Origin of the sequence: Parabacteroides gordonii MS-1 = DSM 23371, assembly GCF_000969825.1 — a bacterium.
GTDB lineage: Bacteria > Bacteroidota > Bacteroidia > Bacteroidales > Tannerellaceae > Parabacteroides > Parabacteroides gordonii.
The window spans coordinates 88,702-107,534 of the sequence record NZ_KQ033922.1 but is presented as its reverse complement, the minus strand read 5'-3'; the positions used below and the strand labels follow the sequence as shown (position 1 = coordinate 107,534).

Sequence of the window (18,833 nt, the reverse complement as noted above, 5' to 3'; positions counted from 1 at the left end):
TATGCAAATACGAATAAATAAATACATTAGCGAAAGCGGATTCTGTTCGCGACGTGAGGCTGACAAATATATCGAGCAAGGCGCAGTCACCCTTGACGGAAAAAAGGTAGAAATGGGAACCCAGGTCTTACCCGGACAGGTGGTTAGGGTATTTGGTGAGATCATCAGCGGCAAGGCGGAGTCTATTATCATTGCTTACAATAAGCCGGTAGGCATTGTAAGCACGACCGATCCTGCTGAAAAGGATAATATAGTGAATGCCATCGGACATTCCGAACGTATCTTTCCGATCGGACGGTTGGACAAAGATTCACAGGGATTATTACTACTCACCAATGAGGGCGATATAGTCAACAAGATATTGCGTGTCAACAACAATCACGACAAGGAATATTTCGTAACGGTAGACAAGCCGGTTACAGCCGATTTCATTAAACGCATGCAAGGCGGCATCCCGATCCTGGGAGTCGTTACGCGCAAATGCGAACTTACCCAAAAAGGAACCCATTCATTTACAATCGTTTTGCGTCAGGGATTGAACCGCCAGATCCGCCGTATGTGCGAGTATCTGGGGTATAATGTAACCAAGCTGCAACGCACACGTATCATGCACATCCATCTGAACGATCTGAAAATCGGACAATACCGCGACCTGACTCCTGCCGAGACAGAGACTTTATATAAGAAGATCGCCAACTCGGTAAAAACAGAAGAAGCGTCTGCCAAGAAAGGCAAGCCAGCAAGGAGTACTACTCCTAAAAACAGTACGATTACCAAAAGTCAACCGGTCAAGTCTTCTCCCGCTAAAAAGGAACGGCCGGCAACGGGCAACTTTAAACCGGGCAAACCGGCAGCCGGAAGAAAGACTTCTTTCAATCCTAAAAGCAAAACGCAAAGACGTTCGAGATAACCGGTATTCAGGCATTACCCTAGTCTGTTTGCGAAGGCTACCTATAATGTTTTAGTCAAATCAACTATCACACTATCACTTTACGAGATATACAATTATATATCAGGAGATTACCCCGTGATAGTTAGTCAATTTAACTATCACTCATCTATCACGCAACCATCACTTTAACTGTATTTTAACCAAGCGGCAACATTCTTTAACTGCGTATCAATGCTTGTTACGCCTATGCATGGCATCTTATACTTCGTTTGCTCCCTATCTATTTGCAAAAAACATATAGACTTAATTCACCCGGATGCAGACTTCTTGTTATCAAGATGCCCGTTTCAGCCTATTTCACACCCCCATGTTGACGATGCTCACACCCGGATCTCGACACCCTCGACACCCGGATGTCAAACAACATATATTACTATATCATTGAACTTCAGTCATATACTTACTCAAAATAAGATACTACCTATGTAACTTTTTATGTAGGGAGTGATAGTAGTGTGATAGATAAGTGATGGTTAAATTGACTAACTATCACAAGTTAAAATACTTACATACAATATATTATAAGTAAAAGTGATAGTATGATAGTTGTTTTATCAATATCAATATGTAATGCCAGGTATTTATCAGCACTCTGTTTTCAACGGATGCAGAAAATTGATTCACTTTTGTTTGCATAATCGGAAGGTTCTCTCTACTTTTGCCCCTGTACCCCGGTATAGCGATACCGGAAGGTACATTTTATTGATTACGAGAAGCGTTTTTAAGATATTATCCTCTGTTTGAAACTTCGACACTTTCATATATACCGGATAATAGACAACAAGAACGCTCACGTTCCTTTCTTTGTTATATACAAGTATGTGCTAACCATACTTATATTTCAATAAAGGGCGTGGGTTGTTGTTTATATCGGTATATAGGGCAGTCGAAGGCCTCAAACGGAGATATATCAACAGTTCCTACGCCTTCTTTATTTTTATAACCATCCACTCCGGGAACTGATGGATCCTAAAGTCCGGCAAACCAACGGACAACATGTGATTTATGGCAAAGAATGTGATTTATCTTATTTCTTTTCTTATTTGTTCCATCGTAACCCAGGCGCAAACCACAGCCTGGGATGGTACAGCTGCAACTAAAATAGTCAATGTCGGCAACGGAACCGGTACGGAAGATAATCCGATCGAAATCGCCTCGGCTTCGGAACTTGCTTACCTGGCACAACAAACGAATGCCGGAGGAAAAGAGCTTACACTGGAAAACGGAGGGACGATAAACGGTAAAACAAACTTTCAAGGTGTTTATTTTAAGCTGACGGAAGATATAGACTTAGGGGAGCAGGCATGGACACCTATCGGCAAAAACAACAGCAATCCTTTCAAAGGTATATTGGATGGAGATGAAAAGACGATCCGTAATCTAGCTGCCATTAGTACCGATGATAATAATTATGCCGGTTTATTTGGGCGTATAGAGAATGGTAGTGTTCAAAATTTACAGATCGAAATAGCATCAACAGATTTACATGTGCAAGGTGTGGATAATATCGGTACACTGGCCGGTTATATTACGAATAGTAAAATAACAAAATGTGGGGTAAAAGGAGGAAACATAACAGGTGATGAACCCAGTTCCATTCAATTAGTTGTAGGCGGCCTAGTCGGACAATTAATAGGTAGTGAGATAACGGATTGTAACATTACCACCGATGTAAAAGCAGTTCTTTCGAATGCTTCAGCCCTTTCTGCCGGAGGGATTATCGGAATAAATACAGGTTCATCTATCACTAATTGCCAATATTCAGGTTCCGTTATGGCTGTCGATGAGCGGAAGGATGACACTCCTAACAGTTATGCCGGTGGTATTTCCGGCGCAAGCGATTTACAAGCTGTCGGTGGCTCTCCCAGAACCAGCACAATATCCGAATGTACCGTTCATGTAGATATCTCAGCAGGAGCTCATGCCGGAGGAATTGTTGGATACCATTATAAGGGAACCGTTGAAAAGTGTTCAACCCAAGGAACTATTTCCACCAAAGAAACCGGAGGTTATGCTGGTGGTATCATAGGATATAATTATGCTGGAGGACTGGTTACTAATTGTTACAATACAACTTCAGTAACATCCTTAAAGTCAGCAGGAGGAATTTTAGGATATAGACTTACGACTGCTCCTTTCAATATATCGGAATGTTGGAGTTCTGGTGATATAACTGCTCCTATAGCAGGAGGTATTGCCGGAAGGATATGCTTTGGCAGCATTAAGAAATGTTATGCATCCGGGAATATAACCGGCAATGACCTAACAGGAAGTTATGCCGGAGGAATTGCCGCATATGCAACATATGAAACGATAGAAGATTGTATCTCGGCGACAGACGTAATAGCAAAGAAAGAGGGAAAAGCACAAGCCTTTGCCGGAGGGATTGTCGGGCTAGGTGCTAGGAATGGGGAAACTCAGATTACATCCATCCAGAATTGTTATGCCACAGGCAAGATAAGTTCAAACTTTGCTGCAGGTGGAATAGCCGGTCTGAATCAGGATGGAAGTATTACCCATTGTATAGCCTTAAATAAAGAAGGAATAGGCGATATTACAGAAAACGAGCTTCAACTGAAAGCCTCTAGCGAAGTATACTTCGGTCGCATAATGGCCGATAATAGCGGTACACTCACCTCGAATTTTGCCAGCCCCCTTATCCCCGGCAATTGGGATAGTGATGCCGCCGGCAAAGACGGAGACGATCTCACTTCTAATAACTTTACGAAAGACACAGGAAACGCCTTCGACCAATGGGACGATACAAACGTTTGGTCGTTCGACCCTTCCGGCACAAACCTTCCGATATTAAAAGCCTTTGGCGAAAACACAGGGGGCAGTCAACCGGAAAAACCGGTACAACCCAATATTCCCAAGTCTGATTTCTTAGCTTTTACCCTTACATACGACACACCACAGAATGGTACAATAACCGTATCGTCTCCTACCCGGAATTCTATCCCGGCAGGTTCGTCCATTTCCGGAGGTATGGTTCTAACTATCACTGCTACTCCCAATACAGGATATAACTTAGCCAGCCTAAAAGTGAACGATACGGATTTTACTTCAGGCGATGCCTATATTGTCAACTCTGATGTAAAAGTGGAAGCGACATTCAGTAAGATTCCGGAGCCAGAACCGGAACCAAATCCAGAACCAGGGCCGGGCCCGGATTATCCGATAACCTATTATTCAGTCATACTCCCGCAAGTAGAAGGCATTACGACCGATCCCGAAGCCGGCGAATACGAGGTAGAAAGTTGGAGCAGTTTCCGCTTTTACCTGACACTCGCCCCCGAATACGACCAGTCGACCCCTATCGTCACAACCGATCGGGGCGAAACGATTACACCCCGTACAAGCGATGGAGCATACCTTATAAAATATGTACGAAGCAATGTGGAAATATTTATCGATGGCGTTGTAAAGAATACCGGTTCGGTAGCTAACGGCACAGTTGAGGCTGACGGCATTAATATCAGAGCATCGAAGGGTATCTTAGACATCCATGTCCCGCAACCGGAAACCGTATCTGTCTATTCTTTCTCCGGTCTCCTTCTGCACAGCCGGGAACTGGTTGCAGGCGACACCCGTCTCCCAATGCCTTCCGGCACTTTCATCGTCAAGGTCGGAGATAAAGTGGTAAAGGTGATGTTCTGACAGGAGAGTGAATACAAAAAGCTCGTATTAAGGTTGTTGCGTTTCCTTAATACGAGCTTTTAAATATACTCTTAATTTATATTAGTTTTTCTTCAACCACTGATCCAGCCATTCGAAGAAAGTACGTTGCCATAGTACGCCGTTCTGCGGTTTCAATACCCAGTGGTTTTCATCCGGATAGATCAACAGTTCGGCAGGAACGCCGCGAAGCACGGCAGCATTGAAAGCAGCCATTCCCTGACCGGCAAGGATACGGTAGTCTTTTTCTCCGTGGATACAGAGGATCGGGGTATCCCATTTATCTACAAACAAATGCGGAGAGTTGGCGAATGTACGCTGAGCCACCGGATTATTCTTTTCCCAGTAAGCGCCGCCCATATCCCAGTTGGCAAACCACATTTCTTCTGTTTCCAGATATTGCATTTCCATATTGAAGATGCCATCGTGGGCAATGAAAGCCTTGAAGCGTTTGTTGTGGTGACCGGCTAACCAATATACGGAGAAACCGCCGAAGCTGGCACCTACACAACCCAGGCGATCGTTATCTACATACGGTTCTTTCGCCATTTCGTCGATAGCCGTAAAGTAATCCTTCATACACTGGCCACCATAATCGCCGCTGATGGCTTCGTTCCATTCTTTACCGAAGCCCGGCAAACCACGACGGTTCGGCGCTACGATAATATAATCGTTGGCTGCCATGATCTGGAAGTTCCAACGATAAGACCAGAACTGGCTGACCGGACTCTGCGGGCCACCCTGGCAGAACAGCAAGGTAGGATATTTCTTATTCGGGTCGAAGTTGGCAGGATAGATCACCCAGGTAAGCATATCCTTGCCATCGGTTGTCTTCATCCAACGTTCTTCTACTTTACCCATTGTCAGCTGGTCGTAGATGTGCTGGTTTTCAGTTGTCAGTTGAGTAACGGCATGATCTCCATCGAGAGCGATCGCATAGATCTCATCCCCCATGCTCATGGAGTGACGTTTTGCCAGCAGCTTGTTGTTGCCACACAAAGTTACGCCCTCATAATCATACATTCCGCTTGTCAACGGAGTAATCGTATTGTTTGCCGCCAAATCGATCTGATATACCTGAGTCTCACCATGCCATACACCGGTGAAATAGATTGTCCGGGCATCGTTACTCCAGCAGAATCCGTCGACACTGGAGTCGAAAGCCTTACTTACGAAAGTCTTTTCGCCTGTTTCAAGGTTCATCACCATCAAACGGTTCTGATCAGACTCGTAGCCATCGTGCTCCATACTTAACCAGGCAATACTTTTACCATCAGGCGAATACTGCGGGTTGGTATCGTATCCCATCATCCCTTCACTGATATTTACAGTCTGCCGGGTATTCAGATCATATACATAAATATCGGAGTTGGTAGAAAGGCTGTATTCTTTTCCCGTTTTCTTACGGCTGGTATACGCTACCTTGTCGGACGTGGTATTCCATGCCAGTTGTTCGATACCGCCGAAAGGTTTCAACGGCGATTCAAACAGTTCGCCTTCCATCACATCGACCGGATTGCTGATCTTGCTGCCATCGAAGTCGGCGACAAAAGGATGCGGGGCAGTTGTCACCCATTCGTCCCAATGCTTGTACATCAGGTCGGTGACAATGACACCGGTCGCTTTATCCAGATCCGGATATTTGTCGGCTGTGCTCGGTACCGTCTTTACCTGCGAGATAAAGAGGACTTTCTTTTCGTCGGGCGAGAAGGCAAAACCTTCGATATCACCGTCATAGTCGGAGAGTTGTTTGCGGTCGGTTCCGTCCGGGTTCATTTCCCAGAGCTGGCTGCTACCGCTTTGGCCTGAAAGGAAAGCGATCTTTGTACCGCCTTTGATCCAGGTAGCTTCATTTTCCGAGAAGGGAGTGTGCGTGATCTGCTTGTTATCAGATCCGTCAGCGTTCATAACAAACACTTCCCGGTTACTTGTGTTCAACGGCACACTGTAATAAGCGACCGTATAAACCACTTTCTGTCCGTCCGGAGAAACATTCATTCCTCCGATACGTCCCATAGCCCAAAGAGCTTCGGGTGTCATCCGTCCGTCGGTAATCTTGATTTCCGAACGTCCGATAACGGGTCTTGTGTCCTCTGCTTTTTTAGCATCCTGGTTACAAGCACCTAGTAATACGGATGTTGCCATAACCATTGTTGCAATAGATTTATTCATGTACATTATAATATATTATATTCTGTGTGCGAAATTAGTAAATATAATTTATATCTTTGCACAAGTAATTTAAGAACTGAACAGTATGAATAAGATTTGGTTATTTGGAGCCGCTATAAGTATGGTATTAGCATTCGGCTCATGTAAACCTAAACAGAGTGCTTATAAGGCTGCTTACGAACAGGCCAAAGAAAAAGAATCTACAGCTCCTGTTGAGGTAGTAGAACAAGAAGAAGAGGTGGTAGAGGAAGTCGCTCCGGTTTCCAAACCCAGAACTTCGACTGCAACCACACGTGCGGAACGGATCAATGCTGCACAAGGTGAAGACGCAAGCCGTCTGAAACGTTACAGTGTAGTGATCGGTAGCTTCAAGAACAAAACAAATGCTTACGCCCTGAAAGAACGTATGCAGAATGATGGCTACAACGCTGTATTAGGTGAAAACGAACAAGGTATGTTACGCGTAATCGTTGCCAGCTTCAATGACAAAGCTGATGCAGCCGACAGCCGCGACGCTATCAAAGCAAAGTATGCTCCTAATTTCCAGGATGCATGGTTACTGGAAAGACAGTACTAAAAACAAGACAATAAAGATTTTACATTTAAGTAAATAGCTTATTATCAGCATTGGAAAAGGGATATTCGTTACCGGATAATCCCTTTTCATTTATTATAATACTAGTATGTTTTACCATTCTCTACTTTAGTCAGCAAATACCTTCAGTTAATGGACAGTAAACGGGAACCTGTAAGAATATACCATTCCTTCCAATGTAACCATATCAATCAATAAATCATACAAACCTGAGGTAGATGGAGCCTGAATAGCTGTATTGGAATACCCTTTTCCTTGTATAAGTCCCAAAGGATAATAATAGAAACCTTTACTGGAGATATCGACAGATCGTACCCCTTCCCTTGTTTTTATAACTAAAGCACCATGAATTGCACCATACGTCAAAGCATTGGTTTGCCAGGGCTTAAGCAGTTCAACAGATGCAATATCGCGAGGAGGAAGCATATGTATAACTTCTTCCAAAGGTATTCTTTGTCCATCTAATAATACAATCAAATCACCGCCACTTAGCGTACTCATCCCTCTCAAACTAATTAATCTTGGTATTTGCTTCTCTTTGCCAAGCTCATCTATAACAGTAGACCAAAAAAAAGAGACACCAGGAATATCAGCAAAAATATCTTCTATTTTCACGTAATTACGTTTATCCATTTCTTCTTCATCAAAATAACTGACATTATAGAATTTCTCGGTAGAGACAAACTTATCTTGTTTAATTCTCGCTTTTACAGTTATTTCCGGCATAATAAAGCCCCGATTGCCAAACTCATCAACTTGATAGATAAAGCCAGAACTATCCTGATAACTTACACCTACCTCAGCATATTTTCGATCCGAATAATAAGATTGTAGGTGACTAACTATAGATGGGAATGTGTCATTATCCGGAATATATTCATAAAATCCGGCAGTTCCTTTCACCGGATGTGCCTGCAAAAAGAAATAATCACCATCTTCGAAGTCAGATACAGGTATAATGTACCGCCCATCTGATGCAACTTCTCCACCGTCAACTTTATTAGTAACTGAATTGTAAGCCACAATGCTTCCTCCTTTTAATGGCTTACCATTTTTATAAGTGATTTTACCAGTAAACAAGTTGACAGTTTCCGGTTGATAGCGATAGTGAAAATCTTTATCAACTATATTAGCCGGATAAAAACGGATAAAACGGGTACTACGTAGCCATGCCTCTACATCTTGAGTAACTTCACCGGGATTTTTTATCAAATAATTTTTAGGGAAAGGTATAGGAGAAAATAATTCGCTTTCTAAATCAGTCTGCAAAATAGCAGGTTTAGCAATCTGTCTTCTTTTTACAATACGATGATACAAAAGAACGCTATCCATCGACAAGTCAACTTGTAAATTAAGGATTTCTGATGGCAAATATTCTTTTTTTTCTAATACAATAGAAAGACATTTATTGTTTTTCCAATGTACAGTCTGAGCAATAATATTAGCAGATTCATCTATTAAAAACAAAATAAAAAGTCCGGTTTCCTCTGGTGGCAGATTCAGAATACCCATATTTTGTTGCTCTGTCAGTGTTATTTCTTCCAGTCCATTTACCGGACGGAAAATAAAAAGTCGTTCCTTTGTTATTCTTTCTCCATCTGAAATGACTTTATAGCTAATTTTATTCCTATTCATAACACTTTGCAAAGTATGTCCCAGCTTCCTTTCCGGCAAAGGGAACATGAATTTTTCACCCTGATAAGCTACATGTAATACAAAATTATCACCATCCTTAGGTAAAAGACGGATGGTTTGTAAACCAGAAGCCAAAGATATCGTATTGATAACCGTATCAGTATGATTAAGTATATAAAAAGGTGTTTCTAAAGATAATCCATGACTATCAGTCAGATAAACAGTCATATTCTGTATCTCCCCATTTACCCATTGTCCACCTTCTGGAAAGAAAAAACATTTTACACCTGGAACATTTTCCTCTGGAATAAACAGTTCCATTCCAACAGGCAACTCTATTTGTGGAAAACTTTCCGGATTAAAATTTTGCATCAAACGAGTATAAGCCCGTAAAGAATAAACAGAGTTGGCCCAATCATAGTCTACTTGAAAAGGAACTGAAAAAGAACCGTTGGCCTTACATTTCGTTTTTAGTCTGAGAAGTACAGAGTCTTTCTTATTGTATAATTCCACATAAACGTAATTACTATATCGAGTATACTGCCTGTCGGATGCCAACAATTGACCATAAACTTGTATAGTATCTCCTTGTTTACATGCTGGTTTATTTGTAAACAAAAATATACGTTCGTTAGATAGTTCTATTCGTTGTGCATCCAACTGAAAACAGAAAAACATCAATAAAAAAGTAAAATAGTATTTCATTAGCCCTATTTATCTAAGTCTATTCACTCTATGTAATGTTTATAAATTCATATCTAGAGACTTTTCAATATTTCCGGTAAATCTCTCAAATTAATTTCCAAATGATAAAAACAACGTTTCATACCAGATGGTAAATCTGAATGAAACTTATTAGTTGGAAATTCATAAGTAACAACATAATTTGTAACCACAGACTCAACGAGTAACTCCCTATACTCTAACCAAAGATCGAATGTTCTTCCCCAGCAGTTCCCCGTAAATACAACTGATGGCCCATACACTTTAAAATCATTAGGTATACCTTCGGGGGGAACTTCTATAGTAAATTTTAGATAACCTAATTTTTTATCTACCTGAGAAGGAGCAGGAGAAAGTTTTTTCCATATTCCCAGATATTCTGGTCCAATAACTTGTACTTTTGCTGTAAGATTTGTCACACACAGCATCATAACAACAAATAAAATTCTAATTTTGAGTGTTTTCATAACATATTGCTTTATGTTTCAACATAGTGATTTTGTACAAAAATATTAAATCATTCTACATTATGCCTAATATTTAAAGTGACAAATTGTTGACAAATTAAGTCTTATTGATATTCAACATACAAAGATATTACACTTTAATAATGCCATATACTATTACAAAAAACAAAAAAGGCCCGGAACCTCCGGACCTTTTCACCAACTTAAACTAAAAACCTAAAACTAACCATCTTTTTGCCTTAAAACTAATACCTAATACACACAATCTAATCTATAATAGCATTGAAACATCCATAATTTATTCGTATGCCGGCCATGCACCTTTATTGGAGCAGACAAACGCTGCAATCTTCACGGCATACTGATGCGCTTCTTCCAAACTACTCCCCTTCAACAATGACATTATCAGGGCGGCCGAGAACGCGTCTCCTGCACCAACCGTATCGACCACTTCCACTTTCGGGGTCGGCAACGTAGAACTTTCCTCCGGTGTATACACTGCACTATAGGAAGCTCCGCCCGTCAGCACCACCATTTTCAGATTATAATTCTTCATGAACCAGGTGGCTACCTCCTCTCCCGAACCTTTCAGTCCGAACAGGTCTTTCAGTTGAAGCATTTCCTCTTCATTCATCTTCAGCACATTGGCCAGGTAAAGCGATTCTTCGATCAAGACCTTATCATAATAATGCTGGCGAAGGTTGATATCGAACAAACGGTATGCCGTATCCGGTGCAAAAGAAAGAATTGCCTGAATCGTTTCACGTGATTGCAAAGAACGCTGTCCAAGTGTACCGAAACAAATCGCATCCGCCTGTTCTGCCAGATCGACAGCACCAGCCGTCGGCGACATATGATCCCACGCAACCCTTTCGGTAATTGTATATTCGGGGATTCCGTCCTCCTTCAGCTCGACATCTACTGTCCCGGTCGGATAAGGAACTTTATCTATCAGATACCGGATAGAATTAGTATCCAGTTCTTTCAATATCTCATGTCCGTTTTCGTCATCACCAATGGCACTGATAGCAAACCCTTCGGCACCCAGGCGGGAAGCATGATAAACAAAATTGATCGGAGCACCGCCGGCAGTTTTTCCTGTAGGAAGCAGATCCCAAAGGAGTTCACCTATACCGACTACGACCGGTTTTCTATTTTGTTGTTTCATCTCTTCCATTATACAGACACACTACCTTATTCGTTATTTTACCACTTTTTGATGATGCAAAAGTAAAGGAAGAAAAGGATACGGACGATAACGGATGCTACAAGATCAATAACTATCGTTACATAATACATTTAGTATCAACAGTTACATACGGATGTTACATAAATGTAACGAGAGTTATTCTTTTCCCGGATATTCGGTCGGGGTTATGTTGTATACGGCTTTAAAACATTTGGAAAAGTATGCCGGCGAAGCGAAGCCAGTAGCGTAAGCAACCTCATTCACATTATATGTTTTCTGCTGCAACAGGACGGCAGCACGTTTCAAACGGTAATTGCGCAGGAAGTCGGTTGGCGTAACCCCCGTCAGCTCTTTTATCTTCCGGTAGAGGTGTACACGGGAAAGTCCGATCATTTCGCTGGCCTTCTCTATACTGAAATCGGAATCGGCATACGAATCTTCTATCAGTTTCACGAACTTGCTCATAAACAATTCGTCCAGGCTTTCTACCTTTTCAAACTTCATCTCGGCAGTAGAAGGGGATTGGAGTTTCTGTGCAAGAGCTTCCCGCAGGCGGCTCCGTTCTTCCAGCCGTTTGATAATACGCAACTTGACTTCCTCCATATTGAACGGCTTCTGAATATATTCGTCCGCACCGCTGGCTATACCATACATACGTTGCTTGTCATCAGACAAGGCCGTTAGCAGGATAACAGGGATATGGCTGAATGCCATGTCCGACTTTATCTTCTTACATAAATCATATCCGTTCATTTCCGGCATCATGATATCGCTCAAAACGATCGATACATCTTCATTCTGTAGTATCTCCCAGGCTTTCGCTCCGTTCTCCGCCAATAAGATGCGAAAATTCCGTTGCAATTCTTTCTGCAGATAAGCGCTGATATCAGGATCATCTTCGGCAATGAGGATTGTATAATCATACGTACGGTTCACCATTTCCTCCATTTCTTTCGTGTCCAACTCGGCAACTCCACTGGATAGCTCGGTGACGGAAGGGGCAAACGTGCAGGTCTCGTCAAAATGGGATTTGCCTTTCGGTAGTTCAACGGTAAAGACGGTTAACTTACCCGGCGTACTTTGCACGTCGATATGGCCTTTATGCATACTGACAAACTCCTGGGTAAGATGCAGGCCGATCCCTGTCCCGGTTATATAATTCTGATCGCCTGTAAAGAACTGGTCGAACACGGAAGCGATATTCTCACGGGGAATGCCTTTCCCGTTATCTTCCACGGATAAAGTAATGTAACCGGTATGATCCTGTAAACGGATCGTTACGGTTCCGCCATCCGGCGTAAACTTAAAGGCGTTCGACAACAGATTAGCCAGTATCTTCTCCATCTTATCCGTATCGACCCAAAGATAGACAGAAGAGATATCATAAATAAAAGAATAGTTTATCTGCCTGCTCTGTGCCATATTCTCGAAATACGACTTTACCTCGGCAATAAAAGCGACCAGTTCCACCTGCGTAACCCGCATATTCATCTTGTTACTTTCCACTTTGCGGAAATCGAGCAACTGATTGACCACCCGCTTCAACCGTTCCGCATTCTTCTTGATTATATGGATATCGTCGGCCAGCGGCGAACCTTCCGGCAGTTCTTTCGAAAGTTTGTTCAACGGGCCAAGTATCAAGGTGAGAGGTGTTTTGATTTCGTGAGACACATTGGTAAAGAACTGTAATTTACGGGCAGTCGCCAGTTCGACCTTGCGGTTGGCAGCGGCCAGTTCCTCCTTTTGCTGTTCCACCTGTATATTCGTCCGTTTCAATTCATGGTTCTTTCTCTGTACCTTCCGGTAGATATGTATCACATAAAGAGACATCAAAATCAATAACCCCATCAGCAACAGGATCATCCCTACCGAGTTTTGCAGGAAGCGGTATTGCGAAAATATTTCATCCAGGTTATTACGTTGCTTCTCGATCTGCTCCTGGTAATTGGTCAGCTGCTCCGATTGCAGATACATGGTACCGGCATTTCCTTTGTCGATCAGGGCGGATGTCAGAGCATATTCTTTGGAGACGAATTGCCCGGTCAATATCTGCCAAGCCACCTTGATAGCCGTGCTACCCCCTGTCGGATACAAGAACGAAGCCGTCAGGTAACCGTTTTTGACAGCTTCTATCCCCCGCCCCGCACCGGGCAAAGCATCTATGCCGATAAACCGGATCCTTTCGGCAGCCCTCGGGTCTCTTGACAGGATCGCTTCCCGGGCAGCCAGTGCCATCCGGTCGGTATGGGCATAAACAATATCGATATCGTCAAACGAACCTAAAGCAGCTATATTCTTCTTTGTCTCCTCATAATGCCATCCGCCTGTCACCTCTTTTATCGTGATATTCTCATTCCCAACCAGTGCATCTGTGAAACCCTGATGGCGTTCGCGTGCCGAAGAAGAGCCTTTCCTACCCCATATTTCGACAATTGTCGTTTTCTCCTTAAGCAATGAGTTGACATACAGGCCTGCAGAACGTCCGATCTCATAATTATCAGCCCCAATATATGCAGTATATTCGTCCGAATCGATCTTCCGGTCGATAATGACCGTCGGTATCCCCGCCCGGAAAGCCTCAACGGCAACCGGTGTCACCGGCTTGGACTCATTAGGTGATATGATAAGAAGGTCTACCTTCTGCTTTATGAATGACTTGATATCAGCCACTTGTTTATCGTTATCTTCTTCAGCGTCTTTTATCTTCAGTATCAGGTTGGGATAATCCGAAGCCTTCACCTGCAAATCCAGCAACATGGCTTTCTGCCAGGCATCGTTACTGAAACATTGTGAGACTCCCACTACATAAGTTTTTTCCTTTCCCTCCCGCTTACACGATAGAACAAGAGAAAGCATAAAGATCATAAAGCAGAGACGAAGTATAAAAGACCTCATGTATTTGTTGATTTTTGGGTTCCGCACAAATGTAAGGATTATCAGTAGAACAGCCAAGATTTATTTTGTACATTCGTAGCTTAAAATAAAACTTATTCAACATGAAAATAATTAACGAACAATTACTTGACGAAACAACAGCCCGGGCCAAACAGTCTCCCCGCCTGCGCATGAATTACAATTTTCATGAAGAACTGGACGATCCGGTAAACCGCCTGCTCAACGCAATGGAACCGGGTACCTATATCCGTCCGCACCGCCACCTGAACCCGAACAAGGATGAAATATTCCTGCTTCTCCGCGGCAAAGCGATGCTCTTTCTTTTCGATGAAGAAGGAAATATCACAGAAAAACTGTTGTTCGACCCGAAAGCCGGCTCGTATGGTGCGGAAATCAAACCTGGTATCTGGCACTGCCTGCTTGTACTGGAATCAGGCACGGTCGTTTACGAAGTGAAACCGGGGCCTTTCGCCCCTCTGCATCCGGAGAATATGGCACCGTGGAGCCCGGAACCGGACGACGAAAAAGGTATCGACGAATATTTAACTTATCTTACTTCCCAATTATAAGCGATGAAAACAATTTATTTAATCCTGCTTCTTTCCCTTATTACGGTAGTCCATGCTTCCAACCCGGACGACAGTACCTATCCTACTGCCGAGCGGCTTTTCCATATCGCCCGGAGCCTCAACAAAAACCTGGTATGCTACGACGTGAACCTGGAAAACGGCAAGCTGAATACGAAATCTCCTCTCAACATCTACTGGGTAAACCGGGAAGAACGGGTGGGAGAAACCAACGGCTTAAGTTATTTCCAACGTAAAATGGCTTACGGCTACAAACTGGTATCGGAAGGTGACAACACCAGTGAAGTGACCCTGACCGCCTACTCCGGCAAGAAACTGACAATCTGCAAAAAAGACTCCAAATATGTCTGCATGACAACGATCGACAACCAACCGGCCATACTCGAATCGCTCTACGTAAAAGGCAAGCCCAACAATCCGTTAGGCGTTGAATATGTCGAATTGCAGGGAACGGCAATCGATACAGGGGTGAAGGTGACAGAGAGGGTGAAAAAATAAGGATATTCAAAAGGCATAAAAGTTCTCTTATAATAAAGGAGAACCTATAAAAAAAGCCTCAGACTTTTAGTCTGGGGCTTTTCTATTTATGAATAAATCGTTCTTATACCAATTTATGGATAACCAGTCCCGAACGTAGTTTCGGTTCGAACCAGGTTGTCTTGGGAGGCATGATATTTCCGGTATCGGCTATATCCATCAACTGCTTCATGGTGACAGGATACAGAGCCAGAGCCACTTTCATTTCCCCGCTGTCCACACGGCGCTTCAATTCGCCCAGACCACGGATACCGCCAACGAAGTCGATCCGTTTATCCGAACGGAGGTCTTTAATACCAAGCACTTCATCCAGAATGAGGTTGGAAGATATCGTCACATCCAGTACACCGATCGGATCATTGTCGTTGTATGTTCCCGGTTTAGCTGTCAGGGAATACCACTTACCGCCCAGGTAGAGGGAGAAGTTATGAAGTCCGGCCGGTTTATATATATCCGTACCTTTTTCTTCTACGGTAAAGTTCGTTGCCACTTTTGAGAGGAACTCTTCTTCCGTCAGTCCGCTCAGGTCTTTTACAACACGGTTATAGTCGATAATAGTCAACTGATTAGCCGGGAAGCAAACAGCCATAAAGAAGTTATATTCTTCATCCCCGCGATGATTCGGATTCTGTTTTGCCTTCTCCGCTCCCACTAAGGCAGCAGCAGCCGAACGGTGGTGACCGTCTGCTATATATAATGAAGGCATCGCTTCGAATAACTCAGTGATGCGGGCAATATCTTTTTCTTCGTCGATAATCCAGAAGGTATGACCGAAACCATCCAGTTCTGCCACGAAATCATATTCCGGTACATTAGCCGTATATTTCTTCACGATAGCATCCAGTTCAGGATTGTCGGGATAAGCGAAGAATACCGGTTCGATATTGGCATTGTTCACACGAACATGCTTCATACGGTCTTCTTCTTTATCGCGACGGGTCAGTTCATGTTTCTTGATATTGCCTTTCAGATAGTCGTCTACATAGGCACAAACAACCAAACCATACTGTGTATGTCCGTTCATTGTCTGTGCATAGACATAATATTGTTCTTTCTGATCCTGAACTAACCAACCTTTATCTTGGAACATCTGGAAGTTCTCTGCTGCTTTTTCGTAGACGGCAGCATCGTGTTCGTCAGTTCCTACCGGGAAATCTATTTCCGGCTTGATGATATGGTATAAAGACTTTTCGTTTCCTTTTGCTTCTTCGCGTGCTTCTTCCGAATTCAACACATCATAAGGGCGTGAAGCGACTTCTTTTATTAAATCTTTTGGAGGACGGATACCTTTGAAAGGTTTAATCTTTGCCATAGTGTTGCGGATTTACTTATTTACTCTGAATTTTTCGTTTCCGTTCTGCAGGAAGTCAACAATCTGCTTTGCAGCTGCAATACCGGCATTGATATTCGCTTCGGCAGTCTGTGCCCCCATCTTTTTCGGTGTTCCGAAATAACGATCCGGATATTTAGCAGTCAGATCGGCATCGATAGCCGGTTTGATATCCGTGATATATTTAAAGTCAGGACGTTCTTCCATCATCTTAGCCAGGCCGGCTTCGTCGATCACTTCCTTACGGGCAGTGTTCACAACGATAGCGCCTTTAGGCATCGAGCTCATCAATTCGAAGTTGATAGAACCTTTTGTTTCAGCAGTAGCCGGAATATGAAGAGATACGATCTGGCAAGTCTTGAACAGGTCGGCGGTAGAAGCAACTGCCTTTACACCGTCTTTTTCGATAACGTCTGCGGGGCAGAAAGCATCGTAAGCATACACATCCATGCCAAATCCTTTGGCTATGCGGGCTACGTTACGTCCTACGTTACCATAGGCCAGAATACCGAGCTTCTTGCCCATCAGTTCAGTTCCCGATGTTCCGTTATAAAAGTTTCTGACAGCATACACCAACATACCGAAAACGAGTTCGGCCACAGCGTTGGAGTTCTGTCCCGGCGTGTTCATTACACATACATTATGAGCCGTAGCGGCAGCCAGGTCTACATTATCGTAACCGGCACCTGCGCGAACAACGATCTTGAGCTCCTTGGCAGCATCCAATACCGGAGCATCGATAATATCACTACGGATGATTACTGCATTAGCATCCTTAACGGCATCCAGCAACTGGCTTTTGTCCGTATACTTTTCCAGAAGAGCCAGTTCGTAACCTGCACCTTCCACTACTTCACGGATACCTTTCACTGCTATCGCAGCGAAAGGTTTATCTGTAGCAACTAATACTTTTGTCATGATCAATGCTGTTTTTCAAATTCTTTCATTGTAGCAACCAACGCTTCTACACTGCTCTTAGGCATTGCGTTATAAAGAGAAGCACGGAATCCGCCTACTGAACGGTGTCCCTTGATACCTACCATACCGGCAGCTGCTGCGAATTTGCTGAATTCTTCTTCCAGTTCTTTATATTCGTCGTTCATTACGAAGCATACATTCATGATAGAACGGTCTTCGACAGCGGCAGTACCTTTAAACAACTTATTACGGTCGATCTCATCGTACAGGATAGCTGCTTTTTCAAGGTTCATCTTTTCGATAGCTGCTATACCGCCCAGTTCCTTATACCATTTCAATGTTTGCAATGCGGCAAAAATAGGGAATACGGGAGGCGTATTGAACATGGAGTCTTTCTTGATATGCGTATTATAATTCAGCATAGTAGGAATAGCGCGGTCTACATGTCCCAAAGCATCCGTACGTACGATAGCTAATGTTACACCGGCAGGAGCCAGGTTCTTCTGGGCACCGGCATAGATAATGTCATATTTGGAGATGTCGATCGGACGAGAGAAGATGTCGGAAGACATATCTGAAACCAAACGAACTTTCATATCCGGATCATAACGCATTTCCGTTCCATAAATAGTATTATTGGATGTGAAGTGGAAATAGTCTGAGTCTTCAGCAACCTGATAGCCTTTCGGTATAAAAGTATAGTTAGCATCTTTTGAAGAAGCAACAACGTCTACTTCACCGAACAATTTAGCTTCCTTGATCGCATTAGAGGCCCATGTTCCTGTATCCAGATAAGAAGCTTTCTTATTCAGCAAGTTGAAAGGAACCATACAGAACTGCATGCTGGCGCCACCGCCCAGAAATACAACCTCGTAACCAGCCGGAACATCCAGTAATTCTTTAATCAATGCTCTGGCTTCGTCGTTTACTGCAACAAACTCTTTACCTCTATGAGATACTTCAAGAATTGACAACCCTGTACCTGCGAAATTCTCAACAGCTGCTGCTGCATTCTTAATCGTGTATTCGCTCAGAATAGAAGGTCCTGCAGAAAAATTGTGCTTCTTCATATCAATTTCTTTTTAATGTTATATATTATTTAAGTAACGTATTTTTTTAAACAGGCGGCTAATGTACACCTTTTTTCTAAATATA

At 43.1% G+C, this 18,833-nt stretch carries 13 protein-coding genes; 5 read left to right on the top strand and 8 right to left on the bottom strand.

Annotation, left to right across the window (positions count from 1 at the left end):
- Position 1 precedes the first annotated feature (1 nt).
- Positions 2 to 910 (top strand): 23S rRNA pseudouridine(2604) synthase RluF, encoded by a 909-nt coding sequence (rluF, locus tag HMPREF1536_RS25895; protein ID WP_044191988.1) that lies wholly within the window; start codon positions 2 to 4, stop codon positions 908 to 910.
- Positions 911 to 1,957: 1,047 nt separating this feature from the next.
- The gene (locus HMPREF1536_RS25890) at positions 1,958 to 4,612 is read left to right on the top strand and encodes an InlB B-repeat-containing protein (RefSeq protein ID WP_028727460.1); all 2,655 of its coding nucleotides are present in this window, start codon (positions 1,958 to 1,960) and stop codon (positions 4,610 to 4,612) included.
- 81 nt (positions 4,613 to 4,693) lie between these two features.
- On the opposite strand, the gene HMPREF1536_RS25885 is transcribed toward HMPREF1536_RS25890, so the two are convergent.
- Positions 4,694 to 6,802, bottom strand: a complete 2,109-nt coding sequence (locus tag HMPREF1536_RS25885) for a dipeptidyl-peptidase Dpp5 (RefSeq protein ID WP_199884268.1) — start codon at positions 6,800 to 6,802, stop codon at positions 4,694 to 4,696.
- Positions 6,803 to 6,887: 85 nt separating this feature from the next.
- Here HMPREF1536_RS25885 and HMPREF1536_RS25880 point away from each other — a divergent pair, with 85 nt between their 5' ends.
- Entirely contained in the window at positions 6,888 to 7,379 is a 492-nt protein-coding gene (locus tag HMPREF1536_RS25880; protein ID WP_028727458.1) for an SPOR domain-containing protein, read from the top strand.
- Between the two features lie 147 nt (positions 7,380 to 7,526).
- Here HMPREF1536_RS25880 and HMPREF1536_RS25875 read toward each other — a convergent pair whose 3' ends face one another.
- The 4 genes from HMPREF1536_RS25875 to HMPREF1536_RS25860 form a co-directional block, all read right to left on the bottom strand.
- Positions 7,527 to 9,737, bottom strand: coding sequence for a TonB-dependent receptor (locus HMPREF1536_RS25875; protein WP_081693301.1), 2,211 nt, complete (start codon positions 9,735 to 9,737; stop codon positions 7,527 to 7,529).
- Between the two features lie 53 nt (positions 9,738 to 9,790).
- Positions 9,791 to 10,222 carry a hypothetical protein gene (locus HMPREF1536_RS25870; RefSeq protein ID WP_028727456.1) on the bottom strand — a complete coding sequence of 144 codons (432 nt, stop codon included), beginning with the start codon at positions 10,220 to 10,222 and terminating at the stop codon, positions 9,791 to 9,793.
- A gap of 298 nt (positions 10,223 to 10,520) precedes the next feature.
- Entirely contained in the window at positions 10,521 to 11,390 is an 870-nt protein-coding gene (locus HMPREF1536_RS25865) for a carbohydrate kinase family protein (protein WP_374938046.1), read from the bottom strand.
- Positions 11,391 to 11,567: 177 nt separating this feature from the next.
- Positions 11,568 to 14,306 (bottom strand): hybrid sensor histidine kinase/response regulator transcription factor, encoded by a 2,739-nt coding sequence (locus tag HMPREF1536_RS25860; protein WP_028727454.1) that lies wholly within the window; start codon positions 14,304 to 14,306, stop codon positions 11,568 to 11,570.
- Positions 14,307 to 14,407: 101 nt separating this feature from the next.
- Here HMPREF1536_RS25860 and HMPREF1536_RS25855 point away from each other — a divergent pair, with 101 nt between their 5' ends.
- Positions 14,408 to 14,875: a WbuC family cupin fold metalloprotein gene (locus HMPREF1536_RS25855; protein WP_028727453.1), complete on the top strand. Its 468-nt coding sequence runs from the start codon at positions 14,408 to 14,410 to the stop codon at positions 14,873 to 14,875.
- A gap of 3 nt (positions 14,876 to 14,878) precedes the next feature.
- Positions 14,879 to 15,391: a DUF4833 domain-containing protein gene (locus HMPREF1536_RS25850; protein ID WP_028727452.1), complete on the top strand. Its 513-nt coding sequence runs from the start codon at positions 14,879 to 14,881 to the stop codon at positions 15,389 to 15,391.
- A 103-nt stretch (positions 15,392 to 15,494) separates the two neighbouring features.
- On the opposite strand, the gene HMPREF1536_RS25845 is transcribed toward HMPREF1536_RS25850, so the two are convergent.
- Genes HMPREF1536_RS25845 through serC form a run of 3 tightly spaced genes read right to left on the bottom strand, consistent with a single transcriptional unit; the run spans position 15,495 to position 18,748 of the window.
- Positions 15,495 to 16,742 (bottom strand): DUF1015 domain-containing protein, encoded by a 1,248-nt coding sequence (locus HMPREF1536_RS25845; RefSeq protein WP_028727451.1) that lies wholly within the window; start codon positions 16,740 to 16,742, stop codon positions 15,495 to 15,497.
- 12 nt (positions 16,743 to 16,754) lie between these two features.
- Entirely contained in the window at positions 16,755 to 17,678 is a 924-nt protein-coding gene (locus tag HMPREF1536_RS25840; protein WP_028727450.1) for an NAD(P)-dependent oxidoreductase, read from the bottom strand.
- Between the two features lie 2 nt (positions 17,679 to 17,680).
- On the bottom strand, positions 17,681 to 18,748 hold the full coding sequence (gene serC, locus HMPREF1536_RS25835; protein WP_028727449.1) for a 3-phosphoserine/phosphohydroxythreonine transaminase: 1,068 nt from the start codon (positions 18,746 to 18,748) through the stop codon (positions 17,681 to 17,683).
- Positions 18,749 to 18,833: the final 85 nt, after the last annotated feature.

Excerpts from the sequence above, each read along its gene's own strand:
- rluF (WP_044191988.1), top strand. The coding sequence starts at position 2 with ATGCAAATACGAATAAATAAATACATTAGCGAAAGCGGATTCTGTTCG.
- HMPREF1536_RS25890 (WP_028727460.1), top strand. The coding sequence starts at position 1,958 with ATGGCAAAGAATGTGATTTATCTTATTTCTTTTCTTATTTGTTCCATC.
- HMPREF1536_RS25885 (WP_199884268.1), bottom strand. The coding sequence starts at position 6,802 with ATGAATAAATCTATTGCAACAATGGTTATGGCAACATCCGTATTACTA.
- HMPREF1536_RS25880 (WP_028727458.1), top strand. The coding sequence starts at position 6,888 with ATGAATAAGATTTGGTTATTTGGAGCCGCTATAAGTATGGTATTAGCA.
- HMPREF1536_RS25875 (WP_081693301.1), bottom strand. The coding sequence starts at position 9,737 with ATGAAATACTATTTTACTTTTTTATTGATGTTTTTCTGTTTTCAGTTG.
- HMPREF1536_RS25870 (WP_028727456.1), bottom strand. The coding sequence starts at position 10,222 with ATGAAAACACTCAAAATTAGAATTTTATTTGTTGTTATGATGCTGTGT.
- HMPREF1536_RS25865 (WP_374938046.1), bottom strand. The coding sequence starts at position 11,390 with ATGAAACAACAAAATAGAAAACCGGTCGTAGTCGGTATAGGTGAACTC.
- HMPREF1536_RS25860 (WP_028727454.1), bottom strand. The coding sequence starts at position 14,306 with ATGAGGTCTTTTATACTTCGTCTCTGCTTTATGATCTTTATGCTTTCT.
- HMPREF1536_RS25855 (WP_028727453.1), top strand. The coding sequence starts at position 14,408 with ATGAAAATAATTAACGAACAATTACTTGACGAAACAACAGCCCGGGCC.
- HMPREF1536_RS25850 (WP_028727452.1), top strand. The coding sequence starts at position 14,879 with ATGAAAACAATTTATTTAATCCTGCTTCTTTCCCTTATTACGGTAGTC.
- HMPREF1536_RS25845 (WP_028727451.1), bottom strand. The coding sequence starts at position 16,742 with ATGGCAAAGATTAAACCTTTCAAAGGTATCCGTCCTCCAAAAGATTTA.
- HMPREF1536_RS25840 (WP_028727450.1), bottom strand. The coding sequence starts at position 17,678 with ATGACAAAAGTATTAGTTGCTACAGATAAACCTTTCGCTGCGATAGCA.
- serC (WP_028727449.1), bottom strand. The coding sequence starts at position 18,748 with ATGAAGAAGCACAATTTTTCTGCAGGACCTTCTATTCTGAGCGAATAC.